At 62.2% G+C, this 16285-nt stretch carries 13 protein-coding genes; 8 read left to right on the top strand and 5 right to left on the bottom strand.

The window, feature by feature from the left end; genetic code table 11:
* Positions 1-160: 160 nt before the first annotated feature.
* The 3 genes from ACM6IT_RS20935 to ACM6IT_RS20925 all read right to left on the bottom strand — a co-directional run bounded on the left by ACM6IT_RS20935 (position 161) and on the right by ACM6IT_RS20925 (position 4024).
* Positions 161-1462, bottom strand: coding sequence for an NAD(P)/FAD-dependent oxidoreductase (locus tag ACM6IT_RS20935; RefSeq protein ID WP_056725074.1), 1302 nt, complete (start codon positions 1460-1462; stop codon positions 161-163).
* Complete coding sequence (locus ACM6IT_RS20930; protein WP_223542146.1) at positions 1459-2547, bottom strand: polyamine ABC transporter substrate-binding protein; 1089 nt, start codon at positions 2545-2547, stop codon at positions 1459-1461. Before ACM6IT_RS20930 ends, ACM6IT_RS20935 begins: the two co-directional genes overlap by 4 nt.
* A 118-nt stretch (positions 2548-2665) precedes the next feature.
* Entirely contained in the window at positions 2666-4024 is a 1359-nt protein-coding gene (locus ACM6IT_RS20925) for a glutamine synthetase family protein (RefSeq protein WP_056725071.1), read from the bottom strand.
* A gap of 163 nt (positions 4025-4187) precedes the next feature.
* On the opposite strand from ACM6IT_RS20925, the gene ACM6IT_RS20920 reads away from it, so the two are divergent.
* Positions 4188-5120, top strand: coding sequence for a helix-turn-helix domain-containing protein (locus ACM6IT_RS20920; protein ID WP_223542147.1), 933 nt, complete (start codon positions 4188-4190; stop codon positions 5118-5120).
* On the opposite strand, the gene ACM6IT_RS20915 is transcribed toward ACM6IT_RS20920, so the two are convergent.
* On the bottom strand, positions 5117-5713 hold the full coding sequence (locus ACM6IT_RS20915; RefSeq protein ID WP_056725067.1) for a cupin domain-containing protein: 597 nt from the start codon (positions 5711-5713) through the stop codon (positions 5117-5119). The two genes, ACM6IT_RS20920 and ACM6IT_RS20915, sit on opposite strands and share 4 nt — an antisense overlap.
* Positions 5714-5875: 162 nt before the next feature.
* Positions 5876-7837 (bottom strand): FAD-dependent oxidoreductase, encoded by a 1962-nt coding sequence (locus ACM6IT_RS20910; RefSeq protein WP_414915054.1) that lies wholly within the window; start codon positions 7835-7837, stop codon positions 5876-5878.
* Positions 7838-8054: 217 nt separating this feature from the next.
* Here ACM6IT_RS20910 and ACM6IT_RS20905 point away from each other — a divergent pair, with 217 nt between their 5' ends.
* The 7 genes from ACM6IT_RS20905 (at position 8055) to ACM6IT_RS20875 (ending at position 16255) form a co-directional block, all read left to right on the top strand.
* Entirely contained in the window at positions 8055-9104 is a 1050-nt protein-coding gene (locus ACM6IT_RS20905) for an ABC transporter substrate-binding protein (protein WP_414915053.1), read from the top strand.
* Positions 9105-9179: 75 nt separating this feature from the next.
* Positions 9180-9968, top strand: a complete 789-nt coding sequence (locus ACM6IT_RS20900; protein ID WP_414915052.1) for a class II aldolase/adducin family protein — start codon at positions 9180-9182, stop codon at positions 9966-9968.
* 178 nt (positions 9969-10146) lie between these two features.
* The gene (locus ACM6IT_RS20895; protein WP_414915051.1) at positions 10147-10794 is read left to right on the top strand and encodes a TetR family transcriptional regulator C-terminal domain-containing protein; all 648 of its coding nucleotides are present in this window, start codon (positions 10147-10149) and stop codon (positions 10792-10794) included.
* 92 nt (positions 10795-10886) lie between these two features.
* A complete protein-coding gene (locus ACM6IT_RS20890) occupies positions 10887-11603 on the top strand; it encodes a response regulator (RefSeq protein ID WP_046037067.1) in 717 nt (238 codons plus the stop codon).
* A 5-nt stretch (positions 11604-11608) separates the two neighbouring features.
* A complete protein-coding gene (locus tag ACM6IT_RS20885) occupies positions 11609-12382 on the top strand; it encodes a substrate-binding periplasmic protein (protein WP_414918610.1) in 774 nt (257 codons plus the stop codon).
* On the top strand, positions 12379-14634 hold the full coding sequence (locus ACM6IT_RS20880) for an ATP-binding protein (RefSeq protein WP_414918609.1): 2256 nt from the start codon (positions 12379-12381) through the stop codon (positions 14632-14634). Before ACM6IT_RS20885 ends, ACM6IT_RS20880 begins: the two co-directional genes overlap by 4 nt.
* A gap of 208 nt (positions 14635-14842) precedes the next feature.
* Complete coding sequence (locus tag ACM6IT_RS20875) at positions 14843-16255, top strand: amino acid permease (protein ID WP_414915049.1); 1413 nt, start codon at positions 14843-14845, stop codon at positions 16253-16255.
* Positions 16256-16285: the final 30 nt, after the last annotated feature.

Here is a 16285-nt window from a genome sequence, read left to right as displayed (position 1 = left end):
TCAGAAATTCCAGTCGGTACGGGAAGAAATGCAGAAGGAGGGCATTAACATTCAGATGCCGCAATAGAAGTGCCGCGGCGATCTCTTGAGGTCGCCACAACCCCTCCTGACCTGCCGCGACGCCTGAAGCGAGAGACAACTCGCCTCAGGTGCCCGGTGGTCAACCCAGCACTTCCCGCATCCGATACCAGAACATGCCAAGGGCCAGCAACGGTGAACGCAGGGCGCGTCCGCCGGGGAAGGTCATGTGCGGCACGGCGCTGAACACGTCGAAGCCCTTGCTGTGGCCGGCATGGATCGCTTCGCCCAACAACTTCGCGCACCAGTGGGTCACGTTCAGGCCATGACCGGAGTAGCCCTGGGCGTAGAACACGTTGGGGTGCTGGCCCAGGCGCCCGACCTGGGGGAAACGGTTGGCCGAGATGCCGATCTTGCCGCCCCACTGATAGTCGATGCGCACATCGGCCAGTTGCGGGAATACCTTGAGCATCTGCGGGCGCATGTAGGCGCTGATGTCCGAAGGATCGCGCCCGGAATAATGGCAGGCTCCGCCGAACAGCAAACGCCGGTCAGCCGAGAGCCGGTAGTAATCCAGGCCGACCTTCTGGTCGCACAGCGCGACGTTGTGCGGGATCAGTTTTGCAGCGGCCTCTTCTGACAAGGGCTCGGTGGCGATGATGTAGCTGCCCGCCGGGAGTACCTTGCCGCTGAGCTTCGGTTCCAATTCTTCGAGGTGCGCGTTGCAGGCCAGCACCAAGGTGCCTGCACTCACAGTGCCACCGGCGCAACGGACCTGGACCGTGCTGCCATGGATCAACTCCAGCACCGGGCTCTGCTCGAAAATCCGCACCCCAAGGGACTCGGCAACCTGCGCCTCGCCAAGGACCAGGTTCAGCGGATGCAAATGCCCCGAGCCCATGTCCACCAGGCCACCGGCGTACACGCCGGAGTTCACCACCTGTTCACGAATCTGTTCCGGCGCGACCAGTCGGGTTTCAAAGGCGTAGCCGGATTCAATCAGTTGCGCCTGCTCGGCCTTGAACGCCTTGAACTGTGCCGGGGTGTTGGCCAGTTCGCAGAAGCCCCAGCTCAGGTCGCAATCGATGCCGTGCTCACGGATGCGATTGCCCACGACCTGCACCGACTCGGTCCCGGCATACTCCAGGTATTGCACGCCATCGGCGCCGATGTGCCTGGCGAAACCGCTGACGTCATGGCCGATACCACGAATCAACTGGCCGCCGTTGCGCCCGCTGGCGCCCCAGCCAATTCGCCGGGCCTCCAGCAGGACCACCGAGAGCCCACGCTGGGCCAGTTCGATGGCGGTGTTGATGCCGGTGAAACCCGCACCGACCACGCAGACATCGGCCATCAGGTCCGAGGCCAGTGCGGGACGCTGCCTCATGCCCTTGGCGGACGCCGCGTAATAGGAGTGGGTGTGTTCCTTGGTGTACTGATTCATTTGTTGGACTTCACTTTGCTCCACGAACGGGTCATCAGGCGCATGATCGACTGCGGCGGCGTGGTGGAGATGTAGAGTTTGTCGAGGACTTCCTGGGATGGATAAACCTCGGGGTTGCTGACCAGTTCAGGGTCCATGTACTGCTTGGCGGCCGGGTTCGGGTTGGCGTAGCCGACCGACTCACTGACCTTGGCAATCACTTGCGGGTCCAGCAGGTAGTTGATGAAGGCGTGGGCTTCTTTCGGATTGCCGGCGTCGGCGGGGATGGCCAGCAGGTCGAACCACAGGTTGGCGCCTTCCTTGGGAATGGCGTAGGCGATGTTCACGCCGTTCTTGGCTTCCTTGGCGCGGTTGGCGGCCTGGAACACATCGCCCGAGTAACCGAATGCCACGCAGATATCGCCGTTGGCCAGGTCCGAGACGTACTTGGAGGAGTGGAAATAGGTGATGTAGGGGCGGATCTGCAGCAGCTTGGCTTCGGCCTTCTTGAAGTCCTCTGGGTTTTCGCTGCGCGGGTCCATACCCATGTAATTGAGCATCGCCGGGAACACTTCGTCCGCCGAGTCCATCATCGACACGCCGCAGGCGCTGAGCTTCTTGATGTTTTCCGGTTCGAACAGCACGGCCCAGGAGTCGATTTTGTCGATACCCAGCACCGCCTTGACCTTGTCGACGTTATAGCCGATGCCGTTGGTGCCCCACAGGTACGGCACCGAGTGCGCGTTACCCGGATCGTTTTTCTCCAGCAGCGCCAGCAGTTTCGGATCGAGGTTCTGGAAATTTGGCAGTTGCTCGCGATCGAGCTTGAGGAACGCACCGGCCTTCACCTGGCGGGCGAGGAAGTGGTTGGACGGCACCACCACGTCATACCCGGTACGACCGGCAAGCAGTTTGCCTTCCAGGGTTTCGTTGGAATCGAATACGTCGTAGATCACCTTGATCCCGGTCTTGGCCTGGAAGTCGGCGAGGGTGGTTTCGCCGATGTAGTCGGTCCAGTTGTAGACGCTGACCTGTGGCTGGGCCTGGGCAACGGCGCTGAACAGAACCGCCAGTGCGGCGGGGACCACGGATTTCAAAAGACGCATATCGATACCTTCTTGGAATTGTTGGATTCTTCAGGTGATTTTCTTGGTATTCACTTGCCCCCTGTGGGAGCAAGCCCGCTCCCACAGGGGATGTGTGATCCCTTGGGGAGCGAGTTTTTTAGACGCTGAGCATCAGGAACTCACGCTCCCACGAACTGATCACCCGCTTGAAGTTCTCGTGCTCGGCGCGTTTGACCGCGACATAGCCCCGCACGAACTTGTTGCCCAGGTAGCGGCTGATGGTGTCGCACTCTTCCATCTGGGTCAGGGCGTCCTCGATGGTGATCGGCAGGCGCAGGTTGCGACGCTCATAGGCGCGGCCCTGTACCGCAGCGCTCGGCTCGATACGCTCGACCATGCCCAGGTAACCGCACAGCAGGCTGGCGGCGATGGCCAGGTACGGGTTGGCGTCGGCGCCCGGCAGGCGATTCTCGACGCGCATGGCGTCAGGGCTGGAGGTCGGCACGCGCAGGCCGACGGTGCGGTTTTCTTCGCCCCATTCGACGTTCACCGGTGCCGAGGTATCCGGCAGGAAGCGGCGGAACGAGTTGACGTTCGGCGCGAACATCGGCAGCACCTTCGGGATGTACTTCTGCAAGCCGCCAATGTGATGCAGGAACAGTTCGCTCATGTTGCCATCGGCATCGGCGAAGATTGGCTGACCGGTGGCAATGTCCACCACGCTCTGGTGAATGTGCATGGCGCTGCCAGGCTCGTCGCCGACTGGCTTGGCCATGAAGGTTGCCGCCACGTTGTGCTTGAGCGCCGCTTCACGCATGGTGCGCTTGAACACGGTGATCTGGTCCGCCAGGTCCAGGGCGTTGCCATGACGGAAGTTGATTTCCATCTGCGCCGGGCCGTCTTCGTGGATCAGCGTGTCGAGGTCCAGGCCTTGCAGTTCGCACCAGTCGTAAACGTCTTCGAACAGCGGATCGAATTCGTTGGCAGCGTCGATGGAGAACGACTGACGACCGCTTTCGGCGCGGCCCGAACGGCCCATCGGCGCCTTGAGCGGCAGGTCCGGGTCTTCGCAGCGCTGGGTCAGGTAGAACTCCATTTCCGGCGCGACGATCGGACGCCAGCCTTTGTCGGTGTACAGCTGCAGGACTTTCTTCAGCACGTTGCGCGGCGACAGTTCGATCGGGTTGCCGAACTTGTCGAAGGTGTCGTGGATCACGATGGCGGTCGGCTCGATGGCCCATGGCACCACGTAGACCGCGTCGGCATCTGGCTTGCAGACCATGTCGATATCGGCCGGGTCGAGCAGGTCGTAGTAGATGTCGTCGTCGACAAAGTCCCCGGTTACCGTTTGCAGAAGGACACTTTCCGGCAGGCGCATGCCTCGCTCATGCAGGAACTTGTTGGTCGGTGCAATTTTGCCGCGTGCAATGCCGGTCAGGTCGCTGACGACGCACTCGACTTCGGTAATCTTGTGATCTTTCAGCCAAGTGAACAGCTGATCGAAAGGGACATTCATAAAGACCTCGTTATTGGTTTTATTAACGCCAGGAGAGACCGGTTTCATCCGCCGGACACTTCCCCTGTAGCGCGTTGACGACTATCTTGTGCGAGCCTTGCGGTTCCATCTATCCACTTTAAGCAGCACAAAGCGCACCAAAAGAGTGCGTAAGGTCGCCCCCATGACAGGTTCCAACTCCCTCCAGGTCCAAGCGTTCAACACCGCCGATGTCGCCGAGCAAATCCGCGCCACGCCGGGTTGGGTGCAGCAATACCAGCAGATGTCGCCGGGGCATTTCGCAGGCCTGGTGCGTTATCTGGATCTGCAGGGCGTGGAGATTTACGAAGAGTCGATGAATACCCGGGTCGAACAGAATTTCAGCGCGCCCCAGGGTTCGTTGTCGTTTTGTTTCGATCGCGGCGACAACGCGCTGTACGTGTTGAATGGCGAAAGCCGCAACATCTGGATCACCCCGGAGAACTACCAGGAAATCGCCGTGGTGTTCGGGCCGGAGTTCGTAAAGCGCCACAGCCTCGACATCGCCAGGCTCGAAGGGCTGTTCATGGCACCGCTCAACTCCCAGCAGAACGCGCTGTTCTGCCGTTGGCTCAGCGGGACCTTGACGCGCCTGTCGCAGACCTTCGATCCACCGAGCCGCGAAGCGCTGACCCAGCAACTGCTGGAAGATTGCCTGTTCATCCTCGACAACGCCTGTGTCGGCCTCGACCAGGGGGCGCTGCAGCGTCGGGCCGGGGAGCGGTCGATCATGAAGCGGGTAGGGGAATGGGCCGCGGACACCCCGGAAGAACACCTCAACCTGTTGGAGTTGTCCCAGGTCGCGGGGGTTTCACTGCGCCAGTTGCAGCATGCGTTCAAGACCTACACCGGCATGTCGCCGACCCAGTGGCTGCGCCTGCGCCGCCTCAACAGCGCCCGCCGCGAATTGCTCAGCCGCACGCCCACGCAAACCACCGTGGCCGAGGTGGCGATGCATTGGTCGTTCTGGCATCTGGGGCGGTTTTCCAGCAGCTACCGCGCGTTGTTCAACGAGCTGCCGAGCGACACCCTCAAGCGTGCGAGTTCCACTCAGGCAAGCGGTCGCAGCCGGCGTTAGAACGTCGGTGGCGTAATCACCCAGATCACCACCGCATCGACATCGCCGGGATTGCCGTAGCGGTGCGGTTCCTGGCTGGAAAAGCTGAAGCTGTCGCCTTCATTGAGCTGGAAATGGCGCTCGCCGACCCACAACTCGAAACTCCCCGAGAGCAAGTAGCCGGCTTCTTCTCCGTCGTGGCTGTAGCTTTGCTGGCTGTAGGTGCCGGGCGGGAAGCGCGAGTGGAGCATTTCCAGTTGGCGGTTGGCTTGCGGCGTCAACAACTGGTCGACGATGCCGTCTTCGTAATGCACGTTCAGGCGGCTGTTCTTGCGTACCACGACGCCATCGTCTTCGGGCGCGGTGACCGCTTCACTGGCGAAAAACCACTGGATGGTCACGCCGAGGCTGCGGGCAATGTTGAACAGCGCCGGAATCGACGGGTAGGCGAGGTTGCGTTCCAGCTGGCTGATGTAGCCGGCGGTGAGTTCGCTCTGTTGCGCCAGTTCCGCCAGGGTCATGCCCCGGCGCTTGCGCAGGCCGCGAATGCGCGTGCCGAGAAAATGCGGTTCGGCGCTGCCTGAAGCGGGCGGGGTCTTGCTGTTGTTGCTCATGGAAAATTCCGAACCGGGGGCTACGCCACACCCTGGTAGGAGCTGCCGCAGGCTGCGATCTTTTGATCTTGTTTTTGAAAAGCAAAATCAAAAGATCGCAGCCTGCGGCAGCTCCTACTGAGAGCGATCATTTGAATGTAAAGCCCCGGAGTATAAACAGCCTTAAAGCTCCCACGCGACTTTCAGGCCTTCATAAATCGCTTCTTCGGCGGTACGCGGCGCCAGGCAGTCGCCGATGCGACGAAACTCCACCAGCCCTTGCAACTCCGCACCCAGGGTATCCACCGGTTGGTGGCCCTGGCACAGCACCAGCGTATCGATGTTCTCCATCAGCATCGGTTCGCCACTGGCGGTGTGTTGCAGGTACACCGTGTTGTCATCGCAGCCATACAACCGCGCGTAGGGCGTGATCGGCACGCCCAGCTTATGCAGTTCGCCGGCCAGTTGATCGCGCACGTACAGCGGCAGGTTTTCCCCGCAGTGGGTGCCGTTGACCGCCAGCTGCACCTGGTGCCCGGCGCGCACCAGGCGTTCGGCGATGCCGGGGCCGATCCAGTCGCAGCGCCAGTCGACCACCACCACCGAACGGCCGACCTTTACTTCATCGCGCAGCACTTGCCAGGCGTCCACCACCTGCAACTCACCGCCGCGCTCGAAGGCCGGCCAGTAGGGCTCGGCACCGGTAGCGACGATCACCATGTCCGGTTTTTCCCGTTCCACGAGTGCCCGGTCGACTCGGGTATTGCGCACCACGCGCACGCCGGCCAGTTCCATTTCCCGTTGCAGGTTGGTACTGGCACCGCCGAATTCGCTACGCCGCGGCAGCAGCTGCGCGAGCAACACCTGACCGCCCAGTTGCGGACTGGCTTCGTACAACGTCACCTCATGGCCGCGCTGGGCCGCAACGGTGGCGGCTTTCATCCCGGCTGGGCCACCGCCGGCGATCATGATGCGTTTGCGCCGTGGCGCTTGTCGGCGTTCGCCGAAGATCAGTTCGCGCCCGGTTTCCGGGTGCTGGATGCAGGAAATCGGCAAGCCCTTGTGGAAGTGGCCGATGCACGCCTGGTTGCAGGCAATGCACGCCCGCACGTCTTCGACGCGGCCGGTGTCGGTCTTGTTGGGCATTTGCGGATCGCAAATCAGCGCCCGGGTCATGCCGCACACATCGGCCTGGCCGCGAGCCAGAATCAGCTCGGCTTCCTGGGGCTGGTTGATGCGCCCGGTGACGAACAGCGGAATGTTCAAACCGGCCTTGAACGTCCCGGCTTCTTTAGCCAGGTACGCCGCTTCGATCGCCATGGGTGGCACGATATGCACCGCGCCACCCAGGGAAGCCGAGGTGCCGGCGACGATGTGCACGTAATCGAGCTGCGCTTGCAGTGACTGCACGGCGGCCAGGGATTCGTCCTCGGTCAGGCCTTCCGGGTCGCGCTCGTCGGCGGAAATGCGCAGGCCGATGATGAACTGCTCGTCGGTCGCCGCGCGCACGGCGGCGATTACCTCGCGCAGGAAACGCAAACGCTGTTCCAGTCCGCCGTTGTAGCCATCGGTCCGCCGGTTGACCCGCGGATTGATGAACTGCGCCGGCAGGTAACCATGGCTGGCCACGACCTCGACGCCATCGATGCCTGCCTGGTGCAGTCGGCGGGCGGCAGCGGCATAACCGGCGACGATCTCGTCGATCATGGCCTGGTCCAGCGCGCGGGGCATCACCCGGAAGCGTTCGTTGGGCACCGACGAGGCGCAATAGGCCACCGCCAGCAGGCCATCGCTGGACTCCATGATCTCCCGCCCCGGATGGAACACCTGGGACAACACCACGGTACCGTGGGCATGGCAGGTTTGCGCCAGTTTGCGGTAGCCCTCGATGCACGCATCGTCGGTGGCCATCAGCACATGGGAGGTGTAGCGCGCGCTGTCATGCACGCCGGCCACTTGCAGCACGATCAGCCCGGCACCGCCTTCGGCACGCGCCCGGTGATAGGCGATCAATTGCTCATTGACCAGATTGTCGGTGGGCATCGAGGTGTCGTGCCCGCTGGACATGATGCGGTTTTTCAGGCGCTTGCCACGGATCTCCAGGGGTTCGAACAGGTGCGCGAAGGCGGGTGTCGAGGTCGGCATGGGGGCGGGTACTCCTGGCAGGCTGAAGCCGAAAGGCCGGGTTTCGGCGTTGTTATTGTTGCGCTATAGAAATTTACCTTCAGTAAAAAATCAACTTGTTTTTTTACTGCGCCTTGCAGTAGTTTCGTCTCGAGCCCGCTCCCGGGCCAAACCTCACAACAATAAAAAAGGGCTGCGCGGGCCTTGGGTCCCGTGGCACCTGCAAGAGGAACCACTGATGAAATCGCACACGCTCAAGCACGGTTTTTATCCCTTGGTGTTGTCCGTGGCCATGGGCCTGGGCAGCGCTCAGGCAGCATCGGACATGGTGGTGGTCGGATACGGCGGAGCCGGACAAAAAGCCCAGGACGTGGCGTTCTTTCAACCCTTCGCCGCCGTGGATCAAAGCAAGGTGATCCAGAGTGAATACAACGGCGAGATGGCCAAAATCAAAGTCATGGTCGACACCGGCAACGTCGACTGGGACGTGGTGCAGATCGAAGGTCCGGACTTGATGCGCGGCTGCGAGGAAGGCATGTACGAGCGCCTGGACTGGACCCGCCTGGGCCACGCCGACCAGTTGATCCCCGAGGCGGCGCAGGAATGCGGTTCCGCCGCGCTGGTGTGGAGCGTGGCGATTGCCTACGACACCGACAAACTGGCCCAGGCCCCGACCTCGTGGGCAGACTTCTGGGACGTGAAGAAAACCCCCGGCAAGCGTGGGCTGCGCAAACGCGCGGTGTACAACCTGGAATTCGCCTTGCTGGCCGACGGGGTCAAGACCGAAGACGTCTACAAGGTGCTCGGCACCCCGCAGGGCGTGGACCGGGCATTCGCCAAGCTCACTGAACTCAAGCCTTACATCCAGTGGTGGGAGGCCGGCGCGCAACCGCCGCAATGGCTGACCGCCGGCGATGTGGTGATGACCTCGACCTACAGCGGACGCATCGCCGACGCCGCACAGAAAGGCAGCCACCTCGCTCTGGTCTGGCCCGGCAGCCTGTACGGCATGGACTACTGGGCGATCATCAAAGGGTCCCGGCATGTGGATCAGGCCAAGCGCTTTATCGCCTTCGCCAACCAGCCGGACGCCCAGGTCAACTACGTGCAGCAAATCCCCTACGGCCCGACCAATATCCAGGCCGCCGCACGGCTGGACGACAAACTGGCGCAATGGGTGCCCACGGCGCCGCAGAACCTCAAGGGTGCACTGTCGATGAACGTCGGTTTCTGGGTCGATCATGGCGAAGAGCTGGAAGAGCGCTTCAACGCCTGGGCCAGTAAATAAATGCGGACGGCTGGACGTGTCCAAGCGTCCAGCCTTACTGTCTGCCCCAGCCGATCAGCCTGGAGAACCACCACCATGAACAACATCGCCAGCCACCTGGCCCCTGAACGCAGCGCTACCGAGCTACGCCTGCGTGAGGAACTGGCGGCCTGTTACCGCTTGATTGCGCACTTTCGCATGACCGATCTGATCTTCACCCACATCTCGGTGCGCATTCCGGGGCCGGAGCATCACTTTCTGATCAACCCCTACGGGCTGATGTTCGATGAAATCACTGCGTCGAATCTGGTGAAGATCGACCTTGATGGCCATGCCGTAGAGCCGTCGCCGTACCCGGTCAACCCGGCCGGGTTCGTGATTCACAGCGCCATTCATGGCGCCCGTGAAGATGCGCAATGCGTGCTGCACACCCACACCAGATCCGGGTGTGCGGTGGCGGCGTTGAAGTGTGGGTTGTTGCCGGTGAACCAGATTTCCATGGAGTTTTATGGCCGGGTCGCTTACCACGATTACGAAGGTGTGGCGCTGGACCTGAGCGAGCAGCAACGGCTGGTGGCGGACCTGGGCGACAAATCGGTATTGATGCTGCGCAACCATGGCTTGCTGACTGTCGGCGAGACGGTGAGCCAGGCATTCTTGCGCATGTACTACCTGGAAAAGGCCTGTGAAATCCAGCTGGCCGCGCAAGCTGCCGGTGAGGTTGTGCTGCCGTCGCACGAGGTCTGTGCGCATACAGAACGGCAGTTCAATGATCCGGGGCGACCGTTGGAGGAGGGGGAGTTGAGTGATCCGGATGCGATGCAACTGGCTTGGGCGGCGTTGTTGCGGTTGCTGGATCGTGTGGCTCCGAGGTATCGGGACTGATCCGGATTCTGTGTTGTTTGAGCTGACCCCTTCGCGATCCGACTTGCTCGCGATGGACGCGCCGCGGTCTACCAGACTGGCAACTGACTGGAGTAATGGCCCGCTCTTGCTGTACAGTCGTTCAACCCGCCGCCAACCCGCGCAGGCCTGAACGATTGAACCAAGGAGCGTGTCGCCCATGAACCAGGAAGCCCGTTTTTCCCGCATGGAACCGCAGTTGCGCAAAGCCAACCTGATCGAGGCGACGCTGGTGTGCCTCAAGCGTCACGGCTTCCAGGGCGCGTCGATCCGCAAGATATCCGCCGAGGCAGGGGTCTCGGTGGGGCTGATCAGCCATCACTATTCCGGCAAGGATGAACTGGTGGCCGAGGCCTACATGGCGATCACCGGGCGGGTCATGACCCTGCTGCGCGACGCCATGGAGCAAGCCGCGCCGAATGCCCGGGAGCGCTTGTCGGCGTTTTTCCGCGGATCGTTTTCCGCCGAGCTGCTCGACCCGCAACTGATCGATGCGTGGCTGGCGTTCTGGGGCGCGGTGAAAACCGCCGAGGCCATCAACCAGGCCCACGATCATTCCTATGGCGAGTATCGCGGCATCCTGCGCAAGGTGCTGGCGGAGCTGGCCCGGGAGGAAGGCTGGGAAAATTTCGACGCCGACCTGGCCGCCATCAGCCTCAGCGCCTTGCTCGACGGCTTGTGGCTGGAGTCCGGGCTGAACCCCGGCACCTTCACCCCGGAGCAAGGCATCCAGATTTGCGAGGCCTGGGTCGACGGTCTGCAGGCCGGCGGACGCCAGCGTTTTTGCCTGCAGACGATCGACTGTTGATCAGTCGTTCAGCAATCGATACTCTCTGGCGCCGATGCAGGAATACACTCTAATAAGAAACTGGCCTCAGGGCCTATGCCGGACACCAAGCGATGACTCCTCGGGTATTGATCGTCGATGACGATCCGCTGATTCGCGATCTGCTGCACGCCTACCTGTCCCAGGAAGGCTACGACGTCCATTGCGCCGCCACGGCGGAACTGGCGGAAACCTTCCTGGCCAGCCAGAGCGTCGACCTGGTGATGCTCGACATCCGCCTGCCGGGCAAGGACGGCCTGACCCTGACCCGTGAACTGCGGGTGCGTTCGGAAGTCGGAATCATCCTGATCACCGGGCGCAACGATGAAATCGACCGCATCGTCGGCCTCGAATGCGGCGCCGATGACTACGTGATCAAACCCCTCAATCCAAGGGAGCTGGTGTCCCGGGCGAAAAACCTGATTCGCCGGGTCCGTCATGCGCAAACGCCAGCGCCTGCCGTCGCGGTGGCCAAGCCGGTCAAGCAGTTCGCCGACTGGTCACTCGATACCGACCGCCGTCGCCTGATCGATCCGTCCGGCAGCGAAACCCTGCTGACTCACGGCGAATACCAGTTGCTCAGCGTGTTCCTGCGCAACAGCGGCCACACCCTCAGCCGCGACCAGTTGATGGACCAGATCCGCAACCGCGAATGGGTGCCCAACGACCGCTCCATCGACGTGCTGGTCGGGCGCTTGCGCCGCAAGTTGCATGACGATCCGGCCGAACCGCAGTTGATCATCACCATTCACGGCGCCGGTTACCTGTTCACCGCCAGTGTGGCGGCCTGAAGCTGATGGCGCGATGGCCTTGCCTGCTGGCGCTGCTGGTGGCCGGCCATGCCGTCGCGGCGGACAAGGTTCGCTATTGCGATTACCCGGTGTACCCGCCCGTGTCCTGGAGCGACGGCAAGCAGGTGCGCGGCCTGGCGCCGAACGTGGTGAAAAACCTGTTTGGCCGGTTGGGTTACGAGGTCGAGATGGTGGTGCTGGGCAACTGGAAACGCTGCCTGCTGGACGCCGCCGAAGGCCGGGTCGATGTGGTGCTGGCCTACAGCACTGCGCAACGGGAGCAGAGCATGCTGTTCTCGACGGTGCCGGTCTTGCGTGAAGAAGTGGCGCTGTTCATCAACCGCCAGCATCCGGTGAAATTCGAACAACTGGACGACCTGGCCCATTACCGTGGCGGCCTGTTGTTCGGCGAGAGCTATGGCGTGGAGTTCGATCGCATGGTTGCGCGCAACAACAATATCGAATGGGTTTCCGACAGCCACCAGAACTTCGGCAAGCTGATTCGCGGGCGCATCGATTTCATCACCCAGGAGCGGCGTACCGGCCAGTTGTACGTGGAAAACCTGCCCGGCGGCCAGGACATCGTCGCCTTGCCCAAGGCATTGAGCGTGGACTATCTGCGGGTTGCCGTGTCGCGACGCTCGCCCTTGGCCACTCGCATGCCCGAAATCAATGCGCAGTTGCAGCGCATGGTCGACGGCGGTGACATCGAGCGCTGGCTCAACGAAAGCGAAGTGACCTACCGCGACATGATCAACCTGCCGGCGGATGCGCAATGATTCGCGCCCGTCCCGGTGGACTGTTGCGGCGCCTGCTGCTGTTCATTCTGTTGTTCAGCCTGTGCTTCACCGTGCTGGCCAGCAGCGTGCAACTTTACATCGAGTATCGACGGGAAATGCGCGACATCGAATCGCGCATGGAGCTGATCCGCGCCGGCTACCTGGCCAGCCTGGAACGCAGTCTCTGGGACTTGAACCAGGAGCAGCTGAATGTGCAGTTGCGCGGGCTGGTGGACTTCTCCGACGTCGCGCGGGTGCACTTGACCAGCGCCGATTTCGACCTGGTACAGGGCAATCCGCACCCCACGGGCCCGCTGCGCATCGAGCGCTTTGTCCTGGACTATCAGCCGCCGTCCGGCCCGTTGCGCAACCTTGGCGAGCTGGAGGTCAGCACGGATCTGGGGGCGGTGTACCAGCGTCTCTACGCCACCGGTTTGACCAGCCTGCTGTGGATGGCGGTGTTCCTCTGCGGCCTGGCCGTTGCCTTGTCGGGGCTGTTTTATCGACTGGTAACCCGGCACCTGAAAGTCATGGCCGAGTTTGCCCGGCGCATCGCCGCCGGTGAGTGGCACGAACCCCTGCACCTGGACAAGCGTCGTGGCAGCGACGAAATCGACACCGTGGCCCATGCGCTGGACGATATGCGTCGGGCGATCCTGCGGGACATCGAGCGCCGGGAAACCGATCGCCTGGCCTTACAGGACAACCGTGACGAGCTGCTGAAAATGGTCGAGCGCCGCACCGCCAGCCTGATGCGCGCCAAAGACGAGGCGGAAGCGGCCAACCTTGCCAAGTCGCGGTTCCTGGCGACCATGAGCCACGAACTGCGCACGCCACTGAACGGCATTCTCGGCATGGCCGAATTGCTGCGCGGCGCGCGCCTGGATGCCCAGGACGGCAAACGCCTGGATGCCTTGCACAAGGCCGGCGAAGGCTTGCTGACGATCCTCAATGAAGTGCTGTATTTCGCCAAGCTGGAGGAGGGCGTCAGCCATCCCGAACCGGTGGATTTCTCGCTGCGCCAGTTGCTCGACGAGGTGCTGACACTTCTGGAACCGCGAGCGCTGAACAACGACACGATCCTCAGTTGCCGCATCGATCAACGGATTGCCGAGTATCACCACGGCGCCGAGCAGTTCCTGCGCCAGGTGCTGAGCAACCTGCTGGCCAACGCGATCAAGTTCACCGAAGGCGGCGAAGTCGGCGTCGAGGTGGCGCTGCTTGGCGAAACCTGCGAACAGACCGGGCAGCGGCTGCGGGTCAGTGTCACGGACGACGGCATCGGCATTGCCCCTTTGATGCAGGCGAAGATTTTCGAGCGTTTCACCCAGGCCAGCGAAGAAGTCGCGCAACGTTTTGGTGGCACCGGGTTGGGGTTGGCGATCTGCAAACATCTGGTGGAGCAGATGGGCGGCTGCATCGGCGTGGACAGTGAAGAGGGGCGCGGCAGTTGCTTTTGGTTCGAGCTGTCCCTGCAACCGGCCAGCGGCGTGGCTGAGGTTGCGCCGGTTCGCGCGGCGGGGCCGGCACTGAACATCCTGGTGGTCGAAGACGTGGCGCTCAACCGCGAAGTGGTCAAGGGCTTGCTGCAACGGGACGGCCACCGGGTGTGGCTGGCCGAAGAAGCGGATCAGGCGCTGCAACACTGCGCGGCTCGGGTGTTCGACCTGATGCTGCTGGACGTGCATCTGCCGGGCATCAGCGGTGTCGAGCTATGCCGGCAGATTCGCAGCAGTGACGGGTCGAACCGCCATGCGCGCATTTTCGCCCTGACCGCCAGCGTGCAACCGGCGCTGGTGCGCGGTTATCTGGAGGCCGGCATGGACGGTGTCCTGGCCAAGCCCTTGAAGCTGGAAAACCTGCGCCAGGTGCTGGAAGGGCAGGCGCCTGTGGCCGGGTCGCAGCCGAGCGATGAGGCAATGGACTGGCCGCTGTTGCAGACCCATCGCAGCCTGCTCGGTGCGCAAAAGGTCCAGGGCCTGCTGGCGATGCTCCGCGACTCGATCCTGCAACACCGCGATGCGCTGCATGAAGCCATGGCCGCCAACGACTGCACAGAGGTCGCACAATTGGCTCACCGCCTGGCCGGTAGCTGCGATTCCCTGGGTTTTCGGGCCTTGGCCACAACGCTAAGGACGCTGGAGACCTTGGCGTTGGCAAACGATGAATCGGCGATCGAGCACATGAGACCCGCGCTCGATGAGCAATTGCAGCACTCGCTCGATACTCTCAAAGGCCTGTTGCAGAGCTGACGTACAAATTTGTTACGACTTTGTACAACTTCGATCTTTACGGTCAACGCGAACTTACATGGCTTTCCAATAATCGACGCAACCGCCGCAGCGCGGTCTTCGAAGCTTATTGGAGATAATAATAATGAATTGCCGTAAAGCTGATCCCTCCCTGCGCCGTGACGTCCTGTCGCGCGCTGTTCACCTCAACGACTGCTGAGGTGCCGACATGAACGAAAACACTGATCGTAAAGGCATACAGCTGACCCGCGCCCTCAAGAGCCGGCACATTTTCATGCTGTCGTTGGGCGGCGTCATCGGCACCGGGCTGTTCATGGGCTCCGGCGTGACCATCAATCAAGGCGGCCCGGTGGGGGCGATCCTGGCTTACCTGTTCGCCGGTTTCCTGATGTACCTGGTGATGGTCTGCCTGGGCGAACTGTCGGTGCAGATGCCGGTGTCCGGTTCGTTCCAGACCCACGCCACCAAATACATCGGCCCGGCCACCGGGTTCATGATCGGCTGGGTGTACTGGATGAGCTGGGCCACCACCGTGGGCCTGGAGTTCACCGCCGCCGGCATGCTGATGACCCGCTGGTTCCCGGCGGTGCCGATCTGGTATTGGTCGGCGCTGTTCGTGGTGGTGCTGTTCGGCATCAATGCCATGGCGACCCGCGCTTTCGGTGAAGCCGAATACTGGTTCTCGGGGATCAAGGTTGCGGCGATTCTCGGTTTCATCGTGGTCGGCGTGCTGGTGATCTTCGGCGTGATGCCCCTGAGCAGCGGCGCACCGGCGCCGATGGCGACTAATCTGATCGGCGATTCGTTGTTCCCCAACGGCCTGTCGGCGGTGTTCGCGGTGATGATGACCGTGGTCTACGCGTTCCAGGGTTGCGAGATCATGGGCGTGGCCGCCGGTGAAACCGATCAGCCGGAAAAAAGCATTCCCCGGGCCGTGCGCAACGTGGTGTTCCGCGTGCTGATCTTCTACGTGCTGGCGATCATCGTGCTGTCGGCCATCGTGCCGTGGCAGCAGGCAGGGCTGATGGAAAGCCCGTTCGTGCAGGTGTTCGACATGGTCGGCATTCCCTACGCCGCCGACCTGATGAACTTCGTGATCCTCACCGCGATCCTCTCGGTGGGCAACTCCGGCCTGTATGCCTCGACGCGCATCCTGTGGGCGATGTCGAAAACCGGCATGGCGCCGAAAAGCCTGTCGCCATTGAGCAAGCGTGGCGTGCCATTGCGCGCCTTGAGCATCACCCTGTGCTTCGCGCTGGTGTCGCTGATGACCAGCTTCGTCGCCGCCGACACCTTGTTCATGGTGCTGATGGCGGTGAGCGGCATGTCCGGCACCGTGACCTGGATTGTCATCGCGCTGGCGCAGTACAAGTTCCGCAAGGCGTACTTGCGTGAGGGCGGCAAACTCAGCGACCTGAAATACCGCGCACCCTGGTTCCCGGTACTGCCGCTGATGTGCATCACGCTGTGCTGCTCGCTGTTCGTGTTCCTGGCCCTGGATGAAACCCAGCGTCCGTCGCTGTATTGGGGCTTTGGCTTCATTGCCCTGTGCTATGGCGCGTACTTCCTGATCCATCGCAAGCGCCAGGGCGTATTGGCGCCGAGCTTGCCGACTGCCTGATCCCTTGAAGTAACCACACCCCCCTGTGGG

The organism is Pseudomonas sp. IT-P4 (genome assembly GCF_949767755.1).
GTDB classification, from domain to species: domain Bacteria; phylum Pseudomonadota; class Gammaproteobacteria; order Pseudomonadales; family Pseudomonadaceae; genus Aquipseudomonas; species Aquipseudomonas monachiensis.
This window is presented reverse-complemented; position numbering and strand designations above follow the sequence as displayed.